The 16,238-nt window shown below is 69.1% G+C and carries 15 protein-coding genes; 4 read left to right on the top strand and 11 right to left on the bottom strand.

Features of this window, described 5'->3' with window-relative positions:
• Positions 1–39 precede the first annotated feature (39 nt).
• From OG230_RS32000 to OG230_RS31990, 3 genes are read left to right on the top strand one after another with little or no spacing between them, the layout of a single operon-like run.
• Complete coding sequence (locus tag OG230_RS32000) at positions 40–1,401, top strand: diaminopimelate decarboxylase (protein WP_443051614.1); 1,362 nt, start codon at positions 40–42, stop codon at positions 1,399–1,401.
• Positions 1,402–1,437: 36 nt separating this feature from the next.
• Complete coding sequence (locus OG230_RS31995) at positions 1,438–1,953, top strand: MarR family winged helix-turn-helix transcriptional regulator (RefSeq protein WP_328907232.1); 516 nt, start codon at positions 1,438–1,440, stop codon at positions 1,951–1,953.
• A 2-nt stretch (positions 1,954–1,955) separates the two neighbouring features.
• Complete coding sequence (locus tag OG230_RS31990) at positions 1,956–2,408, top strand: MarR family winged helix-turn-helix transcriptional regulator (protein ID WP_328907231.1); 453 nt, start codon at positions 1,956–1,958, stop codon at positions 2,406–2,408.
• Between the two features lie 14 nt (positions 2,409–2,422).
• Here the strand turns inward: OG230_RS31990 and OG230_RS31985 are convergent, their stop codons facing one another.
• The 4 genes from OG230_RS31985 to OG230_RS31970 form a co-directional block, all read right to left on the bottom strand.
• Positions 2,423–2,632: a hypothetical protein gene (locus OG230_RS31985; protein WP_328907230.1), complete on the bottom strand. Its 210-nt coding sequence runs from the start codon at positions 2,630–2,632 to the stop codon at positions 2,423–2,425.
• 103 nt (positions 2,633–2,735) lie between these two features.
• Positions 2,736–3,089, bottom strand: a complete 354-nt coding sequence (locus OG230_RS31980) for a GNAT family N-acetyltransferase (protein ID WP_328907229.1) — start codon at positions 3,087–3,089, stop codon at positions 2,736–2,738.
• Positions 3,090–3,131: 42 nt separating this feature from the next.
• A complete protein-coding gene (panD, locus tag OG230_RS31975) occupies positions 3,132–3,557 on the bottom strand; it encodes an aspartate 1-decarboxylase (protein WP_328907228.1) in 426 nt (141 codons plus the stop codon).
• A gap of 1,051 nt (positions 3,558–4,608) precedes the next feature.
• Complete coding sequence (locus OG230_RS31970) at positions 4,609–5,340, bottom strand: MerR family transcriptional regulator (RefSeq protein WP_328907227.1); 732 nt, start codon at positions 5,338–5,340, stop codon at positions 4,609–4,611.
• 54 nt (positions 5,341–5,394) lie between these two features.
• Between OG230_RS31970 and OG230_RS31965 the strand changes: the two genes are divergently transcribed.
• The gene (locus OG230_RS31965; protein WP_328907226.1) at positions 5,395–5,682 is read left to right on the top strand and encodes a hypothetical protein; all 288 of its coding nucleotides are present in this window, start codon (positions 5,395–5,397) and stop codon (positions 5,680–5,682) included.
• Positions 5,683–5,893: 211 nt separating this feature from the next.
• On the opposite strand, the gene OG230_RS31960 is transcribed toward OG230_RS31965, so the two are convergent.
• From OG230_RS31960 to OG230_RS31930, 7 genes are all read right to left on the bottom strand, one after another.
• Positions 5,894–8,428 carry a sensor histidine kinase KdpD gene (locus OG230_RS31960; protein WP_328907225.1) on the bottom strand — a complete coding sequence of 845 codons (2,535 nt, stop codon included), beginning with the start codon at positions 8,426–8,428 and terminating at the stop codon, positions 5,894–5,896.
• A gap of 84 nt (positions 8,429–8,512) precedes the next feature.
• On the bottom strand, positions 8,513–9,199 hold the full coding sequence (locus tag OG230_RS31955) for a response regulator (RefSeq protein ID WP_328907224.1): 687 nt from the start codon (positions 9,197–9,199) through the stop codon (positions 8,513–8,515).
• A gap of 103 nt (positions 9,200–9,302) precedes the next feature.
• Complete coding sequence (locus OG230_RS31950; protein WP_328907223.1) at positions 9,303–9,980, bottom strand: potassium-transporting ATPase subunit C; 678 nt, start codon at positions 9,978–9,980, stop codon at positions 9,303–9,305.
• Between the two features lie 2 nt (positions 9,981–9,982).
• Positions 9,983–12,118: a potassium-transporting ATPase subunit KdpB gene (kdpB, locus tag OG230_RS31945; RefSeq protein ID WP_328907222.1), complete on the bottom strand. Its 2,136-nt coding sequence runs from the start codon at positions 12,116–12,118 to the stop codon at positions 9,983–9,985.
• The gene (gene kdpA / locus OG230_RS31940; RefSeq protein ID WP_328907221.1) at positions 12,115–13,779 is read right to left on the bottom strand and encodes a potassium-transporting ATPase subunit KdpA; all 1,665 of its coding nucleotides are present in this window, start codon (positions 13,777–13,779) and stop codon (positions 12,115–12,117) included. Before kdpA ends, kdpB begins: the two co-directional genes overlap by 4 nt.
• Positions 13,780–13,787: 8 nt before the next feature.
• Positions 13,788–13,877: a K(+)-transporting ATPase subunit F gene (gene kdpF / locus OG230_RS31935; protein ID WP_328907220.1), complete on the bottom strand. Its 90-nt coding sequence runs from the start codon at positions 13,875–13,877 to the stop codon at positions 13,788–13,790.
• A 231-nt stretch (positions 13,878–14,108) separates the two neighbouring features.
• Positions 14,109–16,022: an NAD-binding protein gene (locus OG230_RS31930; protein WP_328907219.1), complete on the bottom strand. Its 1,914-nt coding sequence runs from the start codon at positions 16,020–16,022 to the stop codon at positions 14,109–14,111.
• Positions 16,023–16,238 lie beyond the last annotated feature (216 nt).

Below are 16,238 nucleotides of genomic sequence, written 5' to 3'. Positions count from 1 at the left end.
TGTGGGGCCGCCATCAACGACTCTCGCGGTATGACGCAGATGACTCCCACGACCCCCGTGGCGCCGACCGGTTCCGAGCGCTTCGCCGACGCGGTCCGCCAGGCCGTGACCGAGGGCCTCCTGGGCGAACAACAGCCCGTCGCCGGCTTCATCGACACCGACGGGGTACGCGGATCCGTGGCCGCGCTCCGTGCCGCCTTCCCCGCCCTGCCCGGCACCCTCCACACCTTCGCCGCGAAGGCCGCCTCCCTCGTGCCCGTCCTGCGCCTGCTCGCCGACTGCGGCATGGGGTGCGAGGTGGCGAGCCCGGGCGAACTGCGGCTCGCGCTCGACGCGGGTTTCGCCCCGGCGGACATCGTGCTCGACTCCCCCGCCAAGACGCGCGAGGAGATCAGGCTGGCGCTCGCCCTCGGTGTCGCCGTGAACGCCGACAGCTTCGACGAACTGCGCCGGATCGACGCCCTGCGCACCCCGGACTCGGTCTCCGTCCTCGGACTCCGGGTGAATCCGCAGGTGGGGAGCGGCTCCATCGGAGCGATGAGCACCGCGACGGCGACATCGAAGTTCGGCGTGGCGCTCCACGACGCGGGCGCTCGCGAAGCGGTCGTACGGGCCTTCACCGGGCGGCCGTGGCTCACTCGCCTGCACGCCCATGTCGGCTCCCAGGGCTGCCCGTTGGAGCTCATCGCCCGGGGCGTCGCGGAGACGTACCAGCTCGCCGAGGAGATCAACGCTTCGCTGCGCACCCAGCAGATCACCAGCATCGACATCGGCGGCGGACTGCCGGTCAATTTCGCCGACGACACGGTCCGGCCGTCGTACGCCGCGTACGTGGCCGCGCTGCGGGAGGCGGCGCCCGGCCTCTTCGACGGCCGATACTCCCTGGTCACCGAGTTCGGCCGGTCGCTGCTCGCCAAGAACGGCTTCATCGGGGCCCTGGTCGAGTACACGAAGGACGCGGGCGGGCGCAGGATCGCTCTCACCCACGCGGGTGCGCAGACCGCCACGCGCACGGTCTTCATGCCCGACGCCTGGCCTCTGCGCGTCGGCGCGTTCGACTCCCAGGGGCGTCCGGGCACCGGCCCGCTGCTGGTCCAGGACATCGCGGGACCGTGCTGCTTCGCCGGGGACGTCGTGGCGCACGGCCGGGAACTGCCCGAGCTGCGGGAGGGCGACTTCGTCGTGCTGTACGACACCGGGGCGTACTACTTCTCCACCCCGTGGGCGTACAACAGCCTGCCCAGGCCCGCCGTTTACGGCTTCGCCCGGGCGGCCGACGGCGAAGGGGTGCGGTTCGCTCCGGTGCGCGACGCGCAGTCGCTGGACTCGATCGCGGCGGAGAGCGGTCTGGCCCATGCCGATGCGCTGACCCGGCTCACTTCGGGGGCATCCGGTATTTAGTAGCCATGTACATAGTAGCCATGTACTCTATTTTTCATGAGCAGCACTGACGGCACGAGCCGCCCACCCGCGGGCCCCACACCGGGATTCCTCGTCTGGCGGCTTTCGATGAAGTGGCGCGTCGCGGTGGACCGGAGCCTGGCATCACTGGGGCTGACCCATGCGCAATACTCACTGCTGGCGTCCCTGCTGGACCTCCAGCAGGACGGGACCCGGCCCAGCCAGCGCCGGCTCGCGGACCACACGGGCCTCGAACCGCTCTACGTGTCCAAACTGGCCCGGACGCTGGAGACCGCCGGCCTCCTGAAACGCACTCCGGACCCGGCCGACACCCGTGCGGTACAGCTGGCCCTCACCGCACACGGGCACACGCTCACCTCGCGCGCGGTCGTGCTCGTACAGGAGCTGATGGACCGGCTGCTGGAGCCGCTGGGCGGACTGGGCGGACCGGACACCTCCGCCTTCACCCGCGATCTCACGGCGCTGCTCGACGTACCCCTGGACGCACCGCCGACGAACGAATCGACGAAGAGACCGACGAACAAGGAGTAGCGATGTCCACCACACCTACCCTCAACGGCCAGATCATCGGCATGGCGCACTACGCCACCCGGGCCGTTCTCGAACAGCTGCTGGCCGAGTCGGGGACCACCTTCCACCAGGGCGTGGCGCTCAACGCGACCGCGGACAAGGGCGGCACGGCCGAGCAGGCCGGGCTCGTCGAACGGATGACCGGCACGCTCAAGATCGACCGGGCGACGGCCGAAGCCACGCTCACGGAACTCACCACCGCCGGGCTCCTCGAGGAAGCGCCGGGCGGCGGGGCCCTTCTCTCGCTCACCGACGCCGGCCGCGAACGGCTGGCGGGCATCAGCAGCGGAACGAAGGAGATCGCGGCGCGCCTGTACGCCGGCCTGCCCGAGGAGGAACTGGCCGCGGCGGGCCGTGTGCTCACCACGCTCACGGCCCGGGCGAACGCCGTACTCGCCGCCTCCGACGCCGGCTGACCGGCCGGTGCCCGTCAGCCGGTCGGCTGCGGCGAGGGCTCGGGTTCCGGCACCGGTTCGGGGTTGGGCGAGGGCGGCTGCGGAATCGGGTCCGGCGCCGGACCGGGCGGCACGGGGCCGGGGCCCGGCGGTACGGGCGGCGGCCCCGGCAGCGGCCCGGGCGGGCCGGGCACGGGGTTGGGCGTCGGCGGGGGCGGCAGGGGGTCGGGGTAGGGATGGGTCATCTCGGTTCTCCAGCCTCCGAAGTCGTACGAGTGGAGCTCATCTCCACCGTCTCCCGGAGCGGCTGCCCGCGCCTGCCGAGTCCACACGCCCGAACCGGCGGACTCAGAACATCTCGGGGTGCGACCTGAGCTGCCGCTCCGCCTCCCGCACCAGCTCGGCCGGCGCCTCGGGAGCCTCGTCGGGGTGACGCAGCGCCCACTTGGCCGCGTACGGGCAGAGCGGAACGACGGGCACGCCCTCACGGGCCGCCATGGCGTAGAACTCGCGCACGAGTGCACCCGCGATGCCCTTTCCGGCATGCTCGGGCTCGACCACCGTGTGGACGGCGACGAGGGCGCCGGGAGCCGGGTCCATCACGAAGTACGCGATGGCACCGGTGGCCTCGCCGTCCTCGTAGGCCACGAGACTGCCGTGTTCCCGGTCGTCACGGATGTCGAGTGCGGTGTTCTCTGCCATGGCGGATGCTCCCTCGTGCGTTCGGGTTCCGACCCGTGCGGGTCAGAGCTGTGCGGGGACGGCGTGTGGACTGCGCTCCGTAGCGGTACCCGGCACCGGCGCGGAGGCGTCCGCGCCGAGCGCGACGATGCGGTTGTCCGTGTCGACGTGCACGATGCGCGGCACCAGCGAGCGGGCCTCCGCGTCGTCGACCTGTGCGTAGCTGATCAGGATGACCAGGTCGCCGGGGTGGACGAGGTGGGCTGCGGCGCCGTTGATACCGATGACGCCGGAGCCTCGCTCCCCCTCGATGACGTACGTCTCCAGGCGGGCGCCGTTGTCGATGTCCACGATATGCACGAGCTCACCGGGCAACAGGTCGGCGGCTTCCATCAACGCGGCATCGACCGTCACGGAGCCGACGTAGTGCAGGTCGGCCTGGGTGACGGTGGCACGGTGGATCTTGGACTTGAATATTGTTCGCATCATCGAGGTACTCCTGGACATAGGCTCCCTGCCTGCGTTTTTGCAGGTCAAGTGCTGTTCCGTCACCCTACAACGAGTCGCATGTCCGGTCAGCATTCCCTAGGTTTTTCAGGACTCATGCTGACCACTTGCCGACTTTCCTGACGCCTCGCCAGTCGGCTACAGGAGGGCTTCATCGCCCTCCTGGACCCACCGCAACGACGGCGCAAGCCTACTCAGCAGCCCTCCAAGGGCGTCAGTGATCACCGTCACTCCGGTTGTCTGGGCGGCCGCCAGGAGGTCGACCAGGGAGTCGGGCTGCACACAGCCATGGGTCAGCCAGCCCAGACCCTTCCATCCGCCTCAACGGAGAAGGCAGCCATGGCTCGACGAGACCCTGAGGGTCCGAAGCGGCGCGGCAACATAGCAGCGGATCGCCGGTGAGCACACGACCCAATGCCGCGATCAGGCTCAGGCCAGCCTCAAGGAGCCATCTTGCCCGTGGAATCGCACCCCGACGAGACCCCCACCGATATCAACTCAGCGCGCAGGCGCCGTAGCGTCGAGCCCGTCCTTATGGACACCTCTGAGGTCGCCGCCATGCTCAGCATTCGGCCAGCGTAGTGGCGACCACGCTGCGAAGTGTTTGAGCACGTCGAACGGGACTTCCTGGGCACCGTCGAAATGGGCGTGAGGCAGCTTTCCCACGGCCGGATCATGGGCGATCACGGTGACGGCCGCGGGACCTGCCAGGAAGCCGCTGCGGCGGGGACCGGCCGTCCTGGTTGCAGGGCGTGCCCGTGGGGAGATGGCCCGACGCGAGCGGCCCTGCCGCGCAGCACCCCTGCGCATGTAGCAAGATGAGCGAGCCCCACCGGTCAACGACTCGTCGTTACGGCGGGCCCCGCGCATCCCGGACTTGGGTGGCCGGAGCCACGCTGCTTGCGATCGGCCGCTGACCTGTGCGGAGAGGACGGAGCCCCCAGCGCCGCATCAGGCCACGCTTGCCTTGTAGTTCGTGGCGCTCTGACTGATGTCCGCACGCAGCCGGGACCCGCGCGTCCGAGGCGTCGAGTCACGGGCGCAGTTGTGCGCGAATGAGCGTGTCGAGTCGCTGCCATGCCGGGGACGAGGCGTTGACCGTGTCCTGGATGAGGGCGGGGATCTCGGAGGCCGCATCCAGCCCGGGCAGTGCGTCGGTTCCGTAGCGTTCCCGGGTCGCCTCTGCGATCCGGCGGGCGAGGTCATCGATGTGGGGATCGTCGGCGTCGAGGTCGTACGCGTGGTCGTAGTCGAGGAAGAGCTGCCGAAGTGCCGGGTCGGACAGGGTCGCGGCCTGGTCGTGGAACAGCGAGACCGCGCGGTCCGGGTGGGTGGCGAACACGAGGATCCACAGGTCGCGTTGCAGGTCCACCCATCGAGGCGTGAATCCCCAGCGGGCCAGGTGCTCCAGATGCGCACCGACCTCGGTGGGCAGCGGCTCCAGCTGTCCGGCGGCAAGTTGACGCAGGCGCCCCTGCGTTGCCCGCAGGCCGCTGATTCGGGTGGTGAGCCCGTCGTCGATCTCGCGCAGCCCCTGCTGGAACTCCTCGTCGGTCGCTGATCTCAGGTCCCGGATCCGGGCCAGGGGGACGCCTGCTTCGGCGAGCGTCCGGATCTTGATCAGGTCGACGGCGTCGTTCGCGCCGTACCGCCGGTAGCCGGACGCATCGCGGTCGGGCTCGGGGAGCAGCCCCTTGTCGTGGTAGACGCGGATGGTCTTGACCGACACTCCGACGTACCTGGCAAGCTGCCCGATGGTGATCACCCGGGCATCGTGCCACTTGACCCTGCCCCTGGGGCAGGGGTGCAGCATGGCGTCATGGCGAACATGAGTATCGATCGGGAGACCCTGCGCGCGCTGGCCGATGAGGGCAACGAGAGCGCATTGGACCGGCTGGCCGACCTCGCCGAGGCAGCCGGCGACCTCGGGGTGCTGAGCGAGCTGCTGGACGAGGGATCCATGCACGCCGGATTCCTGCTCACCCGACGCGCTGCCGCGACAGGCGACCTGCGCGAGCTGCAACGGATCTCCGACGCCGGGTACGACGAGGCCGGGTACGAGCTGGACCGGCTACTGAAGGCGCCGGCCGACGCACATCGGGATTGAGAGGACCCCGACCGACCGCCGTGGCGGTGTTCCGAACCGGGCCCTCTCGTTCGGCTCATGGCTGGCGTGCTCGAGCCAGAGCCTTCGGCATGGCCGCTGTTGCGCGTGCGCGAGATGGACAATGAGGAGGGTCGGCACCTGCCGCCGATCATTCGCCCCCTCCGTGCGTACCCAAGCCCCGAGTCCGGCTGACCAGCCGTGTTCACGTCGTCTATTCCGCCGAAAGCTCCGGCCGGGAGAGGGGCAGGTCGTCAGCCATGCGCAGGTTGAGGGCCATCGTCAGGCCGCCGCCGGGGGTGTCCTCGGCGGTCACCGTGCCGCCCATTGCCTCGACGAAGCCGCGGGCGACCGCGAGTCCGAGGCCCACGCCGGCACCGCGCGGGGCGTCGCCATAGCGTTGGAAGGCGCCGAAGATGCGGTCCTTGGCCTCGTCGGGGACGCCGGGGCCCCGGTCCACGACGCGGAGTTCGACGCGGTCGGCAATCGTGCTCGCGGCCACAAGGACGGGTTCGCCGTCGGGGCTGTACTTGACGGCGTTCTCGACGATGTTGGCGACAGCCCGTTCAAGGAGGCCGCGGTCGACGGCGACCATCGGCAGCGTCTCTGGGATGTCCAGCTGGACGCTGCCCTCCGGGACGCCGCCGAGGGCCATCGGGACCACCTCGTCGAGGTCGGTCCGCCGGATGACGGGGGTGACGGTGCCGGTCTCCAGACGGGAGACGTCCAGCAGATTGCCGACGAGGTGGTCGAGCCGGTCGGCTCCGTCCTCGATGCCCGCGAGGAGTTCGGCGCGGTCCTCCTCGGAGAACTCGATGTCCTCGGCACGCAGGGAGGTGACCGATGCCTTGATGCCGGCAAGCGGAGTACGCAGGTCATGGCTGACGGCGGCGAGGAGAGAGGTACGGATCTTGTCGCCCTCGGCCAGCTTGCGTGCCACCTCGACCTTGCCGACGAGCCGCTGCCGGTCCAGTACCACCGCGGCCTGCGCGGCGAAGGCGCCGAGGACACGACGGTCCTCGGCGGGCAGGGCTCGGCCGGTCAGCGCCAGGGCAAGATGGTCGCCGACGGGCATCTCCACGTCCGCGTCCTCGGGCCGACCGACGGATCGCGGGCCGACGACCGCGACGCAGCGCCAGGGATCGGATTCCTCGTCGCGCTCCAGGAGAGCCACCGACTCCATGGCGAACGTCTCCCGCACCCGTTCGAGGAGGGCGTCGAGGCTCGTCTCGCCTCGCAGCACGCTGCCGGCGAGGAAGGAGAGCGTTTCCGCCTCGGCGCGCAGACGGGCGGCCTGGTGGGTGCGCCGGGCCGCGAGGTCCACCACGGAGGCGACCGAGATCGCGACCCCAATGAAGATCATCAGGGCGACGATGTTGCGGGGGTCCGCGATCGTGAGTTCATGGATCGGCGGGGTGAAGAACCAGTTGAGCAGCAGGGATCCCACAGCCGCGGAAGCCAGGGCCGGCCGGAGCCCGCCGAGGAGGGCCGCGGCGACGGTGAGGGTGAGGAAGAGGAGAACGTCGTTCGCCAGCCCCAAGTCGGGTATGGCGGTGCTGAGCAGCAGGGTGAGCAGTGCCGGGCCGATGATGCCGACCAGCCAGCCCCAGATGGTCCGGGAGCGGCCGAGTCGCGCGCCGCCGACGACGGGCAGTCCGCGACCCTTGGCCGCCTCGTCGTGGGTGACGATGTGGACGTCCAGGTCCGGGCCTGATTCTCTGGCGACCGTGGCGCTGACACCAGGACCGAACACATAACGCCATGAGCGACGCCGGCTCACGCCGAGCACGATCTGCGTGGCGTTCACGCCCCGGGCAAATTCGAGCAGGCCGGAGGGGATGTCGTCGCCTATGACGTGGTGGAACGTGCCGCCCAGGTCCTCGACCAAGGTCCGCTGGACGGCGAGTTCCTTGGGCGAGGCGGAAGTCAGTCCGTCGCTGCGGGCGATGTAGACGGCAAGGACCTCTCCGCCCGCCCCCTTCTCGGCGAGCCGGGCGGCGCGCCGGATGAGGGTACGGCCCTCGGGACCGCCGGTCAGGCCGACGACGATCCGCTCGCGGGAACCCCAGATCTTCGAGACGCGGTGCTCGGTCCGGTACTCCTGGAGGTATTCGTCGACGCGGTCGGCGGTCCACAGCAGCGCGAGTTCTCTGAGCGCAGTGAGGTTGCCGGGGCGGAAGTAGTTGGACAGGGCCGCATCGACCTTCTCGGGCTTGTAAATATTGCCGTGGGCCATGCGGCGCCGTATGGCCTGCGGGGACATGTCGACCAATTCGATCTGGTCGGCGCGGCGCACAACCTCGTCAGGGACGGTTTCCTTCTGCCGGACACCGGTGATCGACTCGACGACGTCGCCCAGCGATTCCAGGTGCTGGATGTTGGCCGTGGAGACGACGTCGATGCCGGCGGCAAGCAGCTCTTCGATGTCCTGCCAGCGCTTGGTGTTGCGGCAGCCCGGGACGTTGGTGTGCGGGAGTTCGTCGACGAGCGCCACAGCCGGTTTCCTGGCCAGGACGGCGTCGACGTCCATCTCGGTGAAGGTGGTGCCCCGGTATTCGACGGTGCGGCGCGGGACATGTTCCAGGCCGTGCAGCATCACCTCCGTGCGGGGCCGGTTGTGGTGCTCGACGAAAGCGACGACGCAGTCCGTACCCCGCTCCACCCGGCGGTGGCCTTCGGAGAGCATCGCGTACGTCTTGCCGACGCCCGGCGCCGCGCCGAGATAGATCCGTAGCTTTCCGCGTCCCATAGTGTCGATTCTCGGTCGAAGTCGGACAGGATGATGTGCCTCACGACAGACGAATGCCGACCACCGGACGGGGCGGCGGGATCGTCATGCTTCGAAGCGGTAGCCCATGCCGGGCTCCGTGATCAGATGGCGGGGATGAGCGGGGTCCGCCTCAAGTTTCCGTCGTAGCTGGGCCATATAGACCCGGAGGTAGTTCGTCTTCCCGCTGTAGCTGGGCCCCCACACCTCCGTGAGCAGCCGACGCTGGCTGACGAGCACCCCGGGATGATTGACCAGGATCTCCAGCAGATGCCACTCGGTCGGGGTCAGTCGTACGTCGCGGTCCGCACGCCGGACCTTCTTGGCCAACAGATCGATGGTGAATACATCGGTGCTGACCACCATGGCCGTATGGGTCGGTGGGGGCGACTCCCTCGTGCGGCGTGTGGCGGCCCGCAGGCGGGCAAGGAGTTCGTCCATGCTGAACGGCTTGGTCATGTAGTCGTCCGCGCCCGCATCGAGCGCACGGATCTTGTCCTCGGAACCGCTGCGCGCGGACAGCACAAGCACCGGGGCCCGACTCCACCCGCGCAGTGCCTTGATGACGTCGATGCCGTCCATGTCGGGCAGTCCGAGATCGAGCAGGATCATGTCCGGTTGCTCAGCGGCCACGAGCCGGAGGGCGGTGCCACCGTCAGGTGCCGCGTCCACTGTGTACTGGCGCGCCTGGAGATTGATCACCAGGGCGCGGGCGAGTTGCGCGTCGTCCTCCACGACAAGCACCCGGGTCATCGGCGTGCTGCCTTCCTTTTGTCGTCGCCCGTGCGGCGGGAGTCGGCAGGCCCCGGGGTCGATCCGGGCCCGCCGACTCCCCACGTCCCTTGCAATAAGGCCATCAGTTTTGGGTCAGTTCCTTGAGCGCGATGTTGAGCTGGAGGACGTTGACACGGGGCTCGCCGATGAAGCCGAGGACGCGGTCGTCCGTGTGGTCGACGACGAGCTTGTCGACCTGCTCGACGTCGAGGCCGTTCTTCTCGGCGACACGGTTGACCTGGAGCTTCGCGTACGCCGGGGAGATGTGCGGGTCCAGGCCGGAGCCGGAGGAGGTCACGGCGTCGGCGGGCACGTCGGATGGGTCTACCGGGTGGCCCGGGACCGAGTTGTCCTTGACCACCGCCGCCTTGGCGTCCTTGACCCACTGGATCAGGTCGGCGTTGTCGCCGGAGCGGTTGGTCGCGCCGGAAAGGATCAGCGAGTACTGCGTGTTCACGCTGTTGCTGCCCAAGCCGTTGGACGGGCGCGGCTGGAACCACTTCAGGTCCGGGACCACCGCCTCCTCGGCGTCGTCCGGGTTCTTCTTCGGCAGGTTGTAGGTCTGGCCGATGAGTTCGGAGCCGACGACATTGCCGCTCGCGTCCTTGACCTCGGAGCCGTTGGCCTTGTCGTTGAACGCGACCTGGGCGATGCCGGTGACGGCCAGCGGGTAGAGCACGCCCGTCACCACGGTCAGGACGAGGAGGGCGCGCAGACCTGCCCAGAGCAAGCGTCCTGCGTTTCCTGCGGAGTTGTTCATGATCAGCCGATTCCGGGGATGGTGGAGATGAGCAGGTCGATGATTTTGATGCCGATGAACGGGGCGACCAGGCCGCCGATTCCGTAGATCCCGAGGTTGCGGCGGAGCATCTTGTCCGCGCTGGTGGGCTTGTACCGGACGCCCTTGAGGGCGAGCGGCACCAGCGCGACGATGATCAGCGCGTTGAAGACGACGGCGGACAGGATCGCCGACTCCGGTGAGGACAGGCCCATGATGTTGAGCTTGTCCAGGCCCGGATAGACGACCGCGAACATCGCGGGGATGATCGCGAAGTACTTCGCGACGTCGTTGGCGATCGAGAAGGTCGTCAACGCGCCTCGGGTGATGAGGAGTTGCTTGCCGATCTCGACGATCTCGATGAGCTTGGTGGGGTTGGAGTCCAGGTCCACCATGTTCCCGGCCTCCTTGGCGGCCGAGGTGCCGGTGTTCATGGCCACCCCGACGTCCGCCTGAGCCAGCGCCGGCGCGTCGTTCGTACCGTCGCCGGTCATCGCGACGAGCTTGCCGCCCGCCTGCTCCCGCTTGATGAGGGCCATCTTGTCCTCGGGCGTCGCCTCGGCGAGGAAGTCGTCGACTCCCGCCTCCTCGGCGATGGCCTTCGCGGTCAGCGGGTTGTCGCCCGTGATCATGACCGTCCTGATGCCCATGCGGCGCAGCTCGTCGAACCGCTCCCGCATGCCCTCCTTCACGACGTCCTTGAGGTGGATGACCCCCAGGACCCGTGCGCCCTCCGCGTCCTCCAGTGCCACCAGCAGCGGCGTTCCGCCGGCCTCGGAGATCCCGTCGGTCAGCGCCTGGGTGTCCGCGGAGACACTGCCGCCACGCTCCCTGACCCAGGCGACGACCGAACCGGTCGCGCCCTTGCGCACCTTGCGCCCGTCGACGTCCACACCCGACATCCGGGTCTGTGCGGTGAAGGCCACCCACTCGGCCTGCTCCAGCTCGCCCTGGTGGCGTTCGCGCAGTCCGTACCTCTCCTTGGCCAGGACCACGATCGAGCGGCCCTCGGGGGTCTCGTCCGCGAGGGAGGAGAGCTGGGCGGCGTCGGCCAGTTCGGCCTCCGTGGTGCCCCTGACCGGTACGAACTCCGATGCCTGACGGTTGCCGAGGGTGATGGTGCCGGTCTTGTCGAGGAGGAGGGTGGAGACGTCGCCGGCCGCCTCCACCGCGCGGCCGGACATCGCCAGGACGTTGCGCTGGACCAGGCGGTCCATGCCCGCGATGCCGATCGCTGAGAGCAGCGCGCCGATGGTCGTGGGGATCAGGCAGACCAGCAGTGCGGTCAGCACGATCATCGACTGCTCGGCGCCCGCGTACGTGGCGAACGGCTGCAGCGTGACGACCGCGAGCAGGAAGACGATCGTGAGGGACGCGAGCAGGATGTTGAGCGCGATCTCGTTGGGGGTCTTCTGCCGGGCCGCACCCTCGACCAGGTTGATCATCCGGTCGATGAAGGTCTCGCCGGGTTTCGTGGTGATCTTGACGACGATCCGGTCCGAGAGGACCTTCGTACCACCGGTGACCGCGGAACGGTCGCCGCCCGACTCACGGATGACCGGAGCGGACTCACCGGTGATCGCGGACTCGTCGACCGAAGCGACACCTTCGACGACGTCGCCGTCACCGGGGATGATATCGCCGGCCTCGCAGACCACGAGATCACCGATCTTGAGTTCGGTGCCGGGGAGGCGCTCCTCGTTCTTGCCTATGATGCGGCGGGCGACCGTGTCCGTCTTGGCCTTGCGGAGCGTGTCGGCCTGGGCCTTGCCGCGGCCCTCGGCCACCGCCTCCGCCAGGTTCGCGAAGATCGTGGTGAGCCACAGCCAGGCGGTGATCGCCCAGCCGAACCAGTCGGTCGGGTCCTTGACGGCGAAGACGGTGGTCAGCACGGAGCCGATCAGCACCACGAACATGACCGGCGACTTGATCATCACGCGCGGGTCGAGCTTCTTGATCGCGTCAGGGAAGGACGTGATCAGCTGCTTGGGATCGAACAGACCCCCACCGACGCGCCCGGCCGGCTTGTGGCCGGCGGACAGGTCGCCGTGCGGCGCCTTCGTCGGAGTCGTAGACGGCTGATGCACAGAATCCTCGTGATTCTTTGCGTCGATGGTCATGACGCGAGCCCTTCGGCGAGCGGTCCCAGCGCGAGCGCCGGGAAGTAGGTCAGACCGGCGACGATCAGGATCGTGCCGACCAGGAGGCCCGTGAACAGCGGCTTCTGCGTGCGCAGCGTGCCCGCCGTCTCGGGGACCGGGGTCTGCTCGGCCAGCGAGCCGGCCAGGGCGAGGACGAACACCATGGGCAGGAAGCGGCCCAACAGCATCGCGATGCCGATCGTGCTGTTGAACCACTGGGTGTCGGCGTTCAGACCGGCGAAGGCCGAGCCGTTGTTGTTGGCGCCCGAGGTGTACGCGTACAGGATCTCGGAGAAGCCGTGCGCACCGGAGTTGGTCATCGAGTGGGACGGGGTGTCCAGGGCCATCGCCGCGGCGGTGAAGCAGAGGACCAGCGCCGGGGTGACGAGGATGTAGCAGGCGGCGAACTTGATCTGCCGCGTGCCGATCTTCTTGCCGAGGTACTCGGGGGTCCTGCCGACCATCAGACCGGCGATGAACACCGCGATGACCGCCATGATCAGCATGCCGTAGAGGCCGGAACCGACCCCGCCGGGGGCGATCTCGCCGAGCTGCATGCCCAGCATCGTGATGCCGCCGCCGAGGCCGGTGTACGAGGAGTGGAAGGAGTTCACCGCACCGGTGGACGTCAGGGTGGTGGCCACCGCGAAGATCGACGAGCCGGCGATCCCGAAGCGGGTCTCCTTGCCCTCCATCGCGCCGCCCGCGAGGTCGAAGGCCGGTCCGTTGTGCGCGGACTCGGTCCACAGCATCAGGAGACTGAAGCCGATCCAGATCGTGGCCATCGCCGCGAGGATCGCGTACCCCTGCCTGACGCTTCCGACCATGCGCCCGAAGGTGCGGGTCAGCGCGAACGGGATGACGAGGATCAGGAAGATCTCGAAGAGGTTCGAGAGGGGGGTGGGGTTCTCGAAGGGGTGGGCGGAGTTGGCGTTGAAGTAGCCGCCACCGTTCGTGCCGAGCTCCTTGATGGCCTCCTGCGAGGCGACCGCGCCGCCGTTCCACTGCTGGGTGCCGCCCGTGAACTGGCCGACCTCGTGGATCCCGGCGAAGTTCTGGATCGCGCCGCACGCCACCAGCACGATCGCGCCGATCACGGAGATCGGGAGCAGGATGCGGACGGTGCCGCGCACCAGGTCGGACCAGAAGTTGCCCAGCTCACCGGTGCGGGCGCGGGCGAAGCCCCGTACGAGAGCGACCGCGACCGCCATGCCCACGGCGGCGGACACGAAGTTCTGCACCGCGAGGCCGCCGGTCTGTACGACGTGGCCCATGGCCTGCTCGCCGTAGTAGGACTGCCAGTTGGTGTTCGCGACGAACGAGGCGGCGGTGTTGAACGCCTGGTCCGGGTCGATCGAGGAGAAGCCGAGCGAGCCGGGCAGGGAGCCCTGCACGCGCTGCATCAGGTAGAGGAAGAGGACGCTCACCGCCGAGAAGGCGAGGACACCGCGCAGATAGGCGGGCCAGCGCATCTCGGAGGCGGGGTCGGCCCCGATGGCCTTGTAGATCCACTTCTCGACGCGCAGGTGCTTGTCGGAGGAGTAGGTGCGGGCCATGTAGTCGCCGAGCGGGCGGTACACGAGGCCCAGCGCGGCGATCAGGGCGAGCAGCTGGAGCAATCCGGAGAGGACAGGACTCATATCCGTACTCAGAACCTCTCCGGCTTGATGAGGGCCAGCACGAGGTAGCCCAGCAGGACGGCGGCCACGACGAGGCCGACGACGTTCTCGGCAGTCACAGCTTCGCCACCCCTCTGGCGATGAATGCCACCAGTGCGAAGACCGCGACCGTGGTGACGACGAAGGCCATGTCGGCCATCGTGAGCTCCTGAATGAAGAACGGATTCTCGGACATCCCGAGGAAACCGCTTCTCAGGCGGGCCGCAGCTCCCGTTAACGGGTCCCATACGAATCACGGGGCGCTCTTGACGCTTCCCCTACGGCCTTTCCCGCCACGGCGCGGAACAAGGTCACTCTCCGGCCCGTTCGCCTCTGCGTCCCGGTGGGTGCGGTTGCACGCCCGTCATCAGGAAGTCGAGTCCCCGCCGCGTCGTGGCCAGCACCACCCGGTCCCCGGCCCGCAGCACACGTCCGTGCGGCGGGCGCCAGTCGAAGCCCGGAAGGCGGCCAGGCCGGAACCCGGCGAGCGTGTCCGTCGCAGAAGCGTCGGCATAGGGCGATGGTGGGCACGAGGCGGCCTGGCCAACCGCCAGAACACGCCATTCGTGTGCCCGGAACGCCTCGTGGACCGAGCGCCCCTCCAGCTCCGGGTGGCCCGCCACGTCAACGACGGTGAACAGCAGCGATCCACGCTCGACGGGCATCACTCCGAGCACGTGGCGCCCCATCATCGCTGCGGCGAAGGACGGTGCGGCGAGGGCGGAAACGCTGCGGCTACGGGTGAGGGCGCCCGGGTACGAAGCCCTCATCGTCGCCGAGACGGTGGCGGCGAAGTCGTCGTCGTACAGACGCATCACCACCCGGATCCCGGGATTGATCTCCCGGGCGGCCATCACGATGTCCAGGTTCTCCCCGTCCCCGCCGGTGAGCACCAGAAGCGACCTGCTCTGCCGGATCCTCGCCAGATCCAGCACTCCGCGCGCCGCGGCGTCCTCGAGCAGCAGCGGGACGCCGAGCTCCCGGGCCGTGGCGACGCCTCGGGCGTGCGGGTCGCGTTCGATGACGACGACCGGATGGTCGGTGGTGCGCAGCTGCGCCAGGACCCGTGTGCCGATCTTCCCGAGACCGACGACCACGATGTGGCCGGTCAGCTCCTCCGACGGCGGATGGTTGGCGGATGCGGCGCGGAACGCCTCGCTCGCGTTCATGGTGGCCGCGACCACCAGCGGCAGCACGGCGAGGCCGACGAAGCCCGCGATGAGCTGGAGGATCCGACGGGCCGGGGACTCGCTTTCCCCCGTCGCCGGATCTCCCATCGTGAAGATGTCCAGGAGCGGCAGGTAGACGGACTTCCACAACGGCCCGTCCTCGACCAGCCACGTGGCCATGGCAAGCGCGACGACGATCACGGCGAGGGCCCCGAATACCGCCAGGACCTCGCGGGCGAGGAAGACCTTCCAGGGCAGATGCGCGATCCTGGCCCGCAGCCAGCCCCGATAACCGTGCCGGTCGTCAGGCATCTGCGGGGCCTGGTGCCGGGTGACCTCTTCCAGCATGAGACGGCCGTGCGTGAACTGACGGCGGTCCGCGGTACGGGTGTCCGGCAGCAGCTGAGTACCGTCGCCACCGGGCGTCTCCGCGCTGTCTTCGCTCGCAGGGTCGTCCTGGTGTGCGCCCGAGAGCACGGCGAGGGTCGCGAGGTCGGCCGAGCGGGGCGCGGTTCCCGCCGGGCGTACGACGCCGCGGAACACCTTCCCCTCGACCTGGAGCGTGGGCCCTCGGCCGACGGCGGCAGCCGACACGAGTTCCGGCACCGCCGTGTCGCTGTCGGACAGCACGGTGGTCGAGGCGTCCGGCTCCTCCCGCACCTGCGCGGCACGGTCCAGGAGCCGTTCCAGATGGCGTCCGCGCTCGCGCCGGTACATCCGGATGACCAGGCGTACGGACGGATTGAGGCTTCGCGCGAGCAGTGCGGCCGTCATGTTGACCTGGTCGTCTGCGTAGGTGAGCGCGAGGGCGGCGGCCCGCTCGATCCCCGCCGCCCTCAGGGTGTGCTCGTCGGGCCGGGACGCCACCAGCAGCTCGACCGGTGAGCGCGGGTCACGGTGCAGGGCGGCGATCTCCGCTCCGTGCTCGTCACGCCGCGAGGGCAGGACGACGGTGACGGCTTCACCGCACACGGCGTCGAGTTCGATGGCGAGGCGACGGGCGAGGCCGTCGTCGCCGCAGATCACCATGTGCTGGGAGCGTTGACCAAGTGGCATGCGCAGATGGATGGTTGAGGTCACAACCGTCTAGATTGCCAACCGCCGGGCGCCGGGTCCCGCTCGTACTCAAGTTCGGCGTCAGAGTTCCGTATGGGACCTCGGGAAGGCGCCGGAAGGCTCCGGGCCCGGAGGGACGGCGTGCTCGGTACGAGGACGAGTGCGGTGACGAGGAAGGGCGGTCACGCAGGGGGTATCCGCTCACATCCCTGCTCC

This window comes from Streptomyces sp. NBC_00234 (genome assembly GCF_036195325.1).
In the GTDB taxonomy this organism is placed as follows: domain Bacteria; phylum Actinomycetota; class Actinomycetes; order Streptomycetales; family Streptomycetaceae; genus Streptomyces.
The sequence above is the reverse complement of the archived record's forward strand: the minus strand, read 5'-3'. Positions and strand labels throughout refer to the sequence as shown.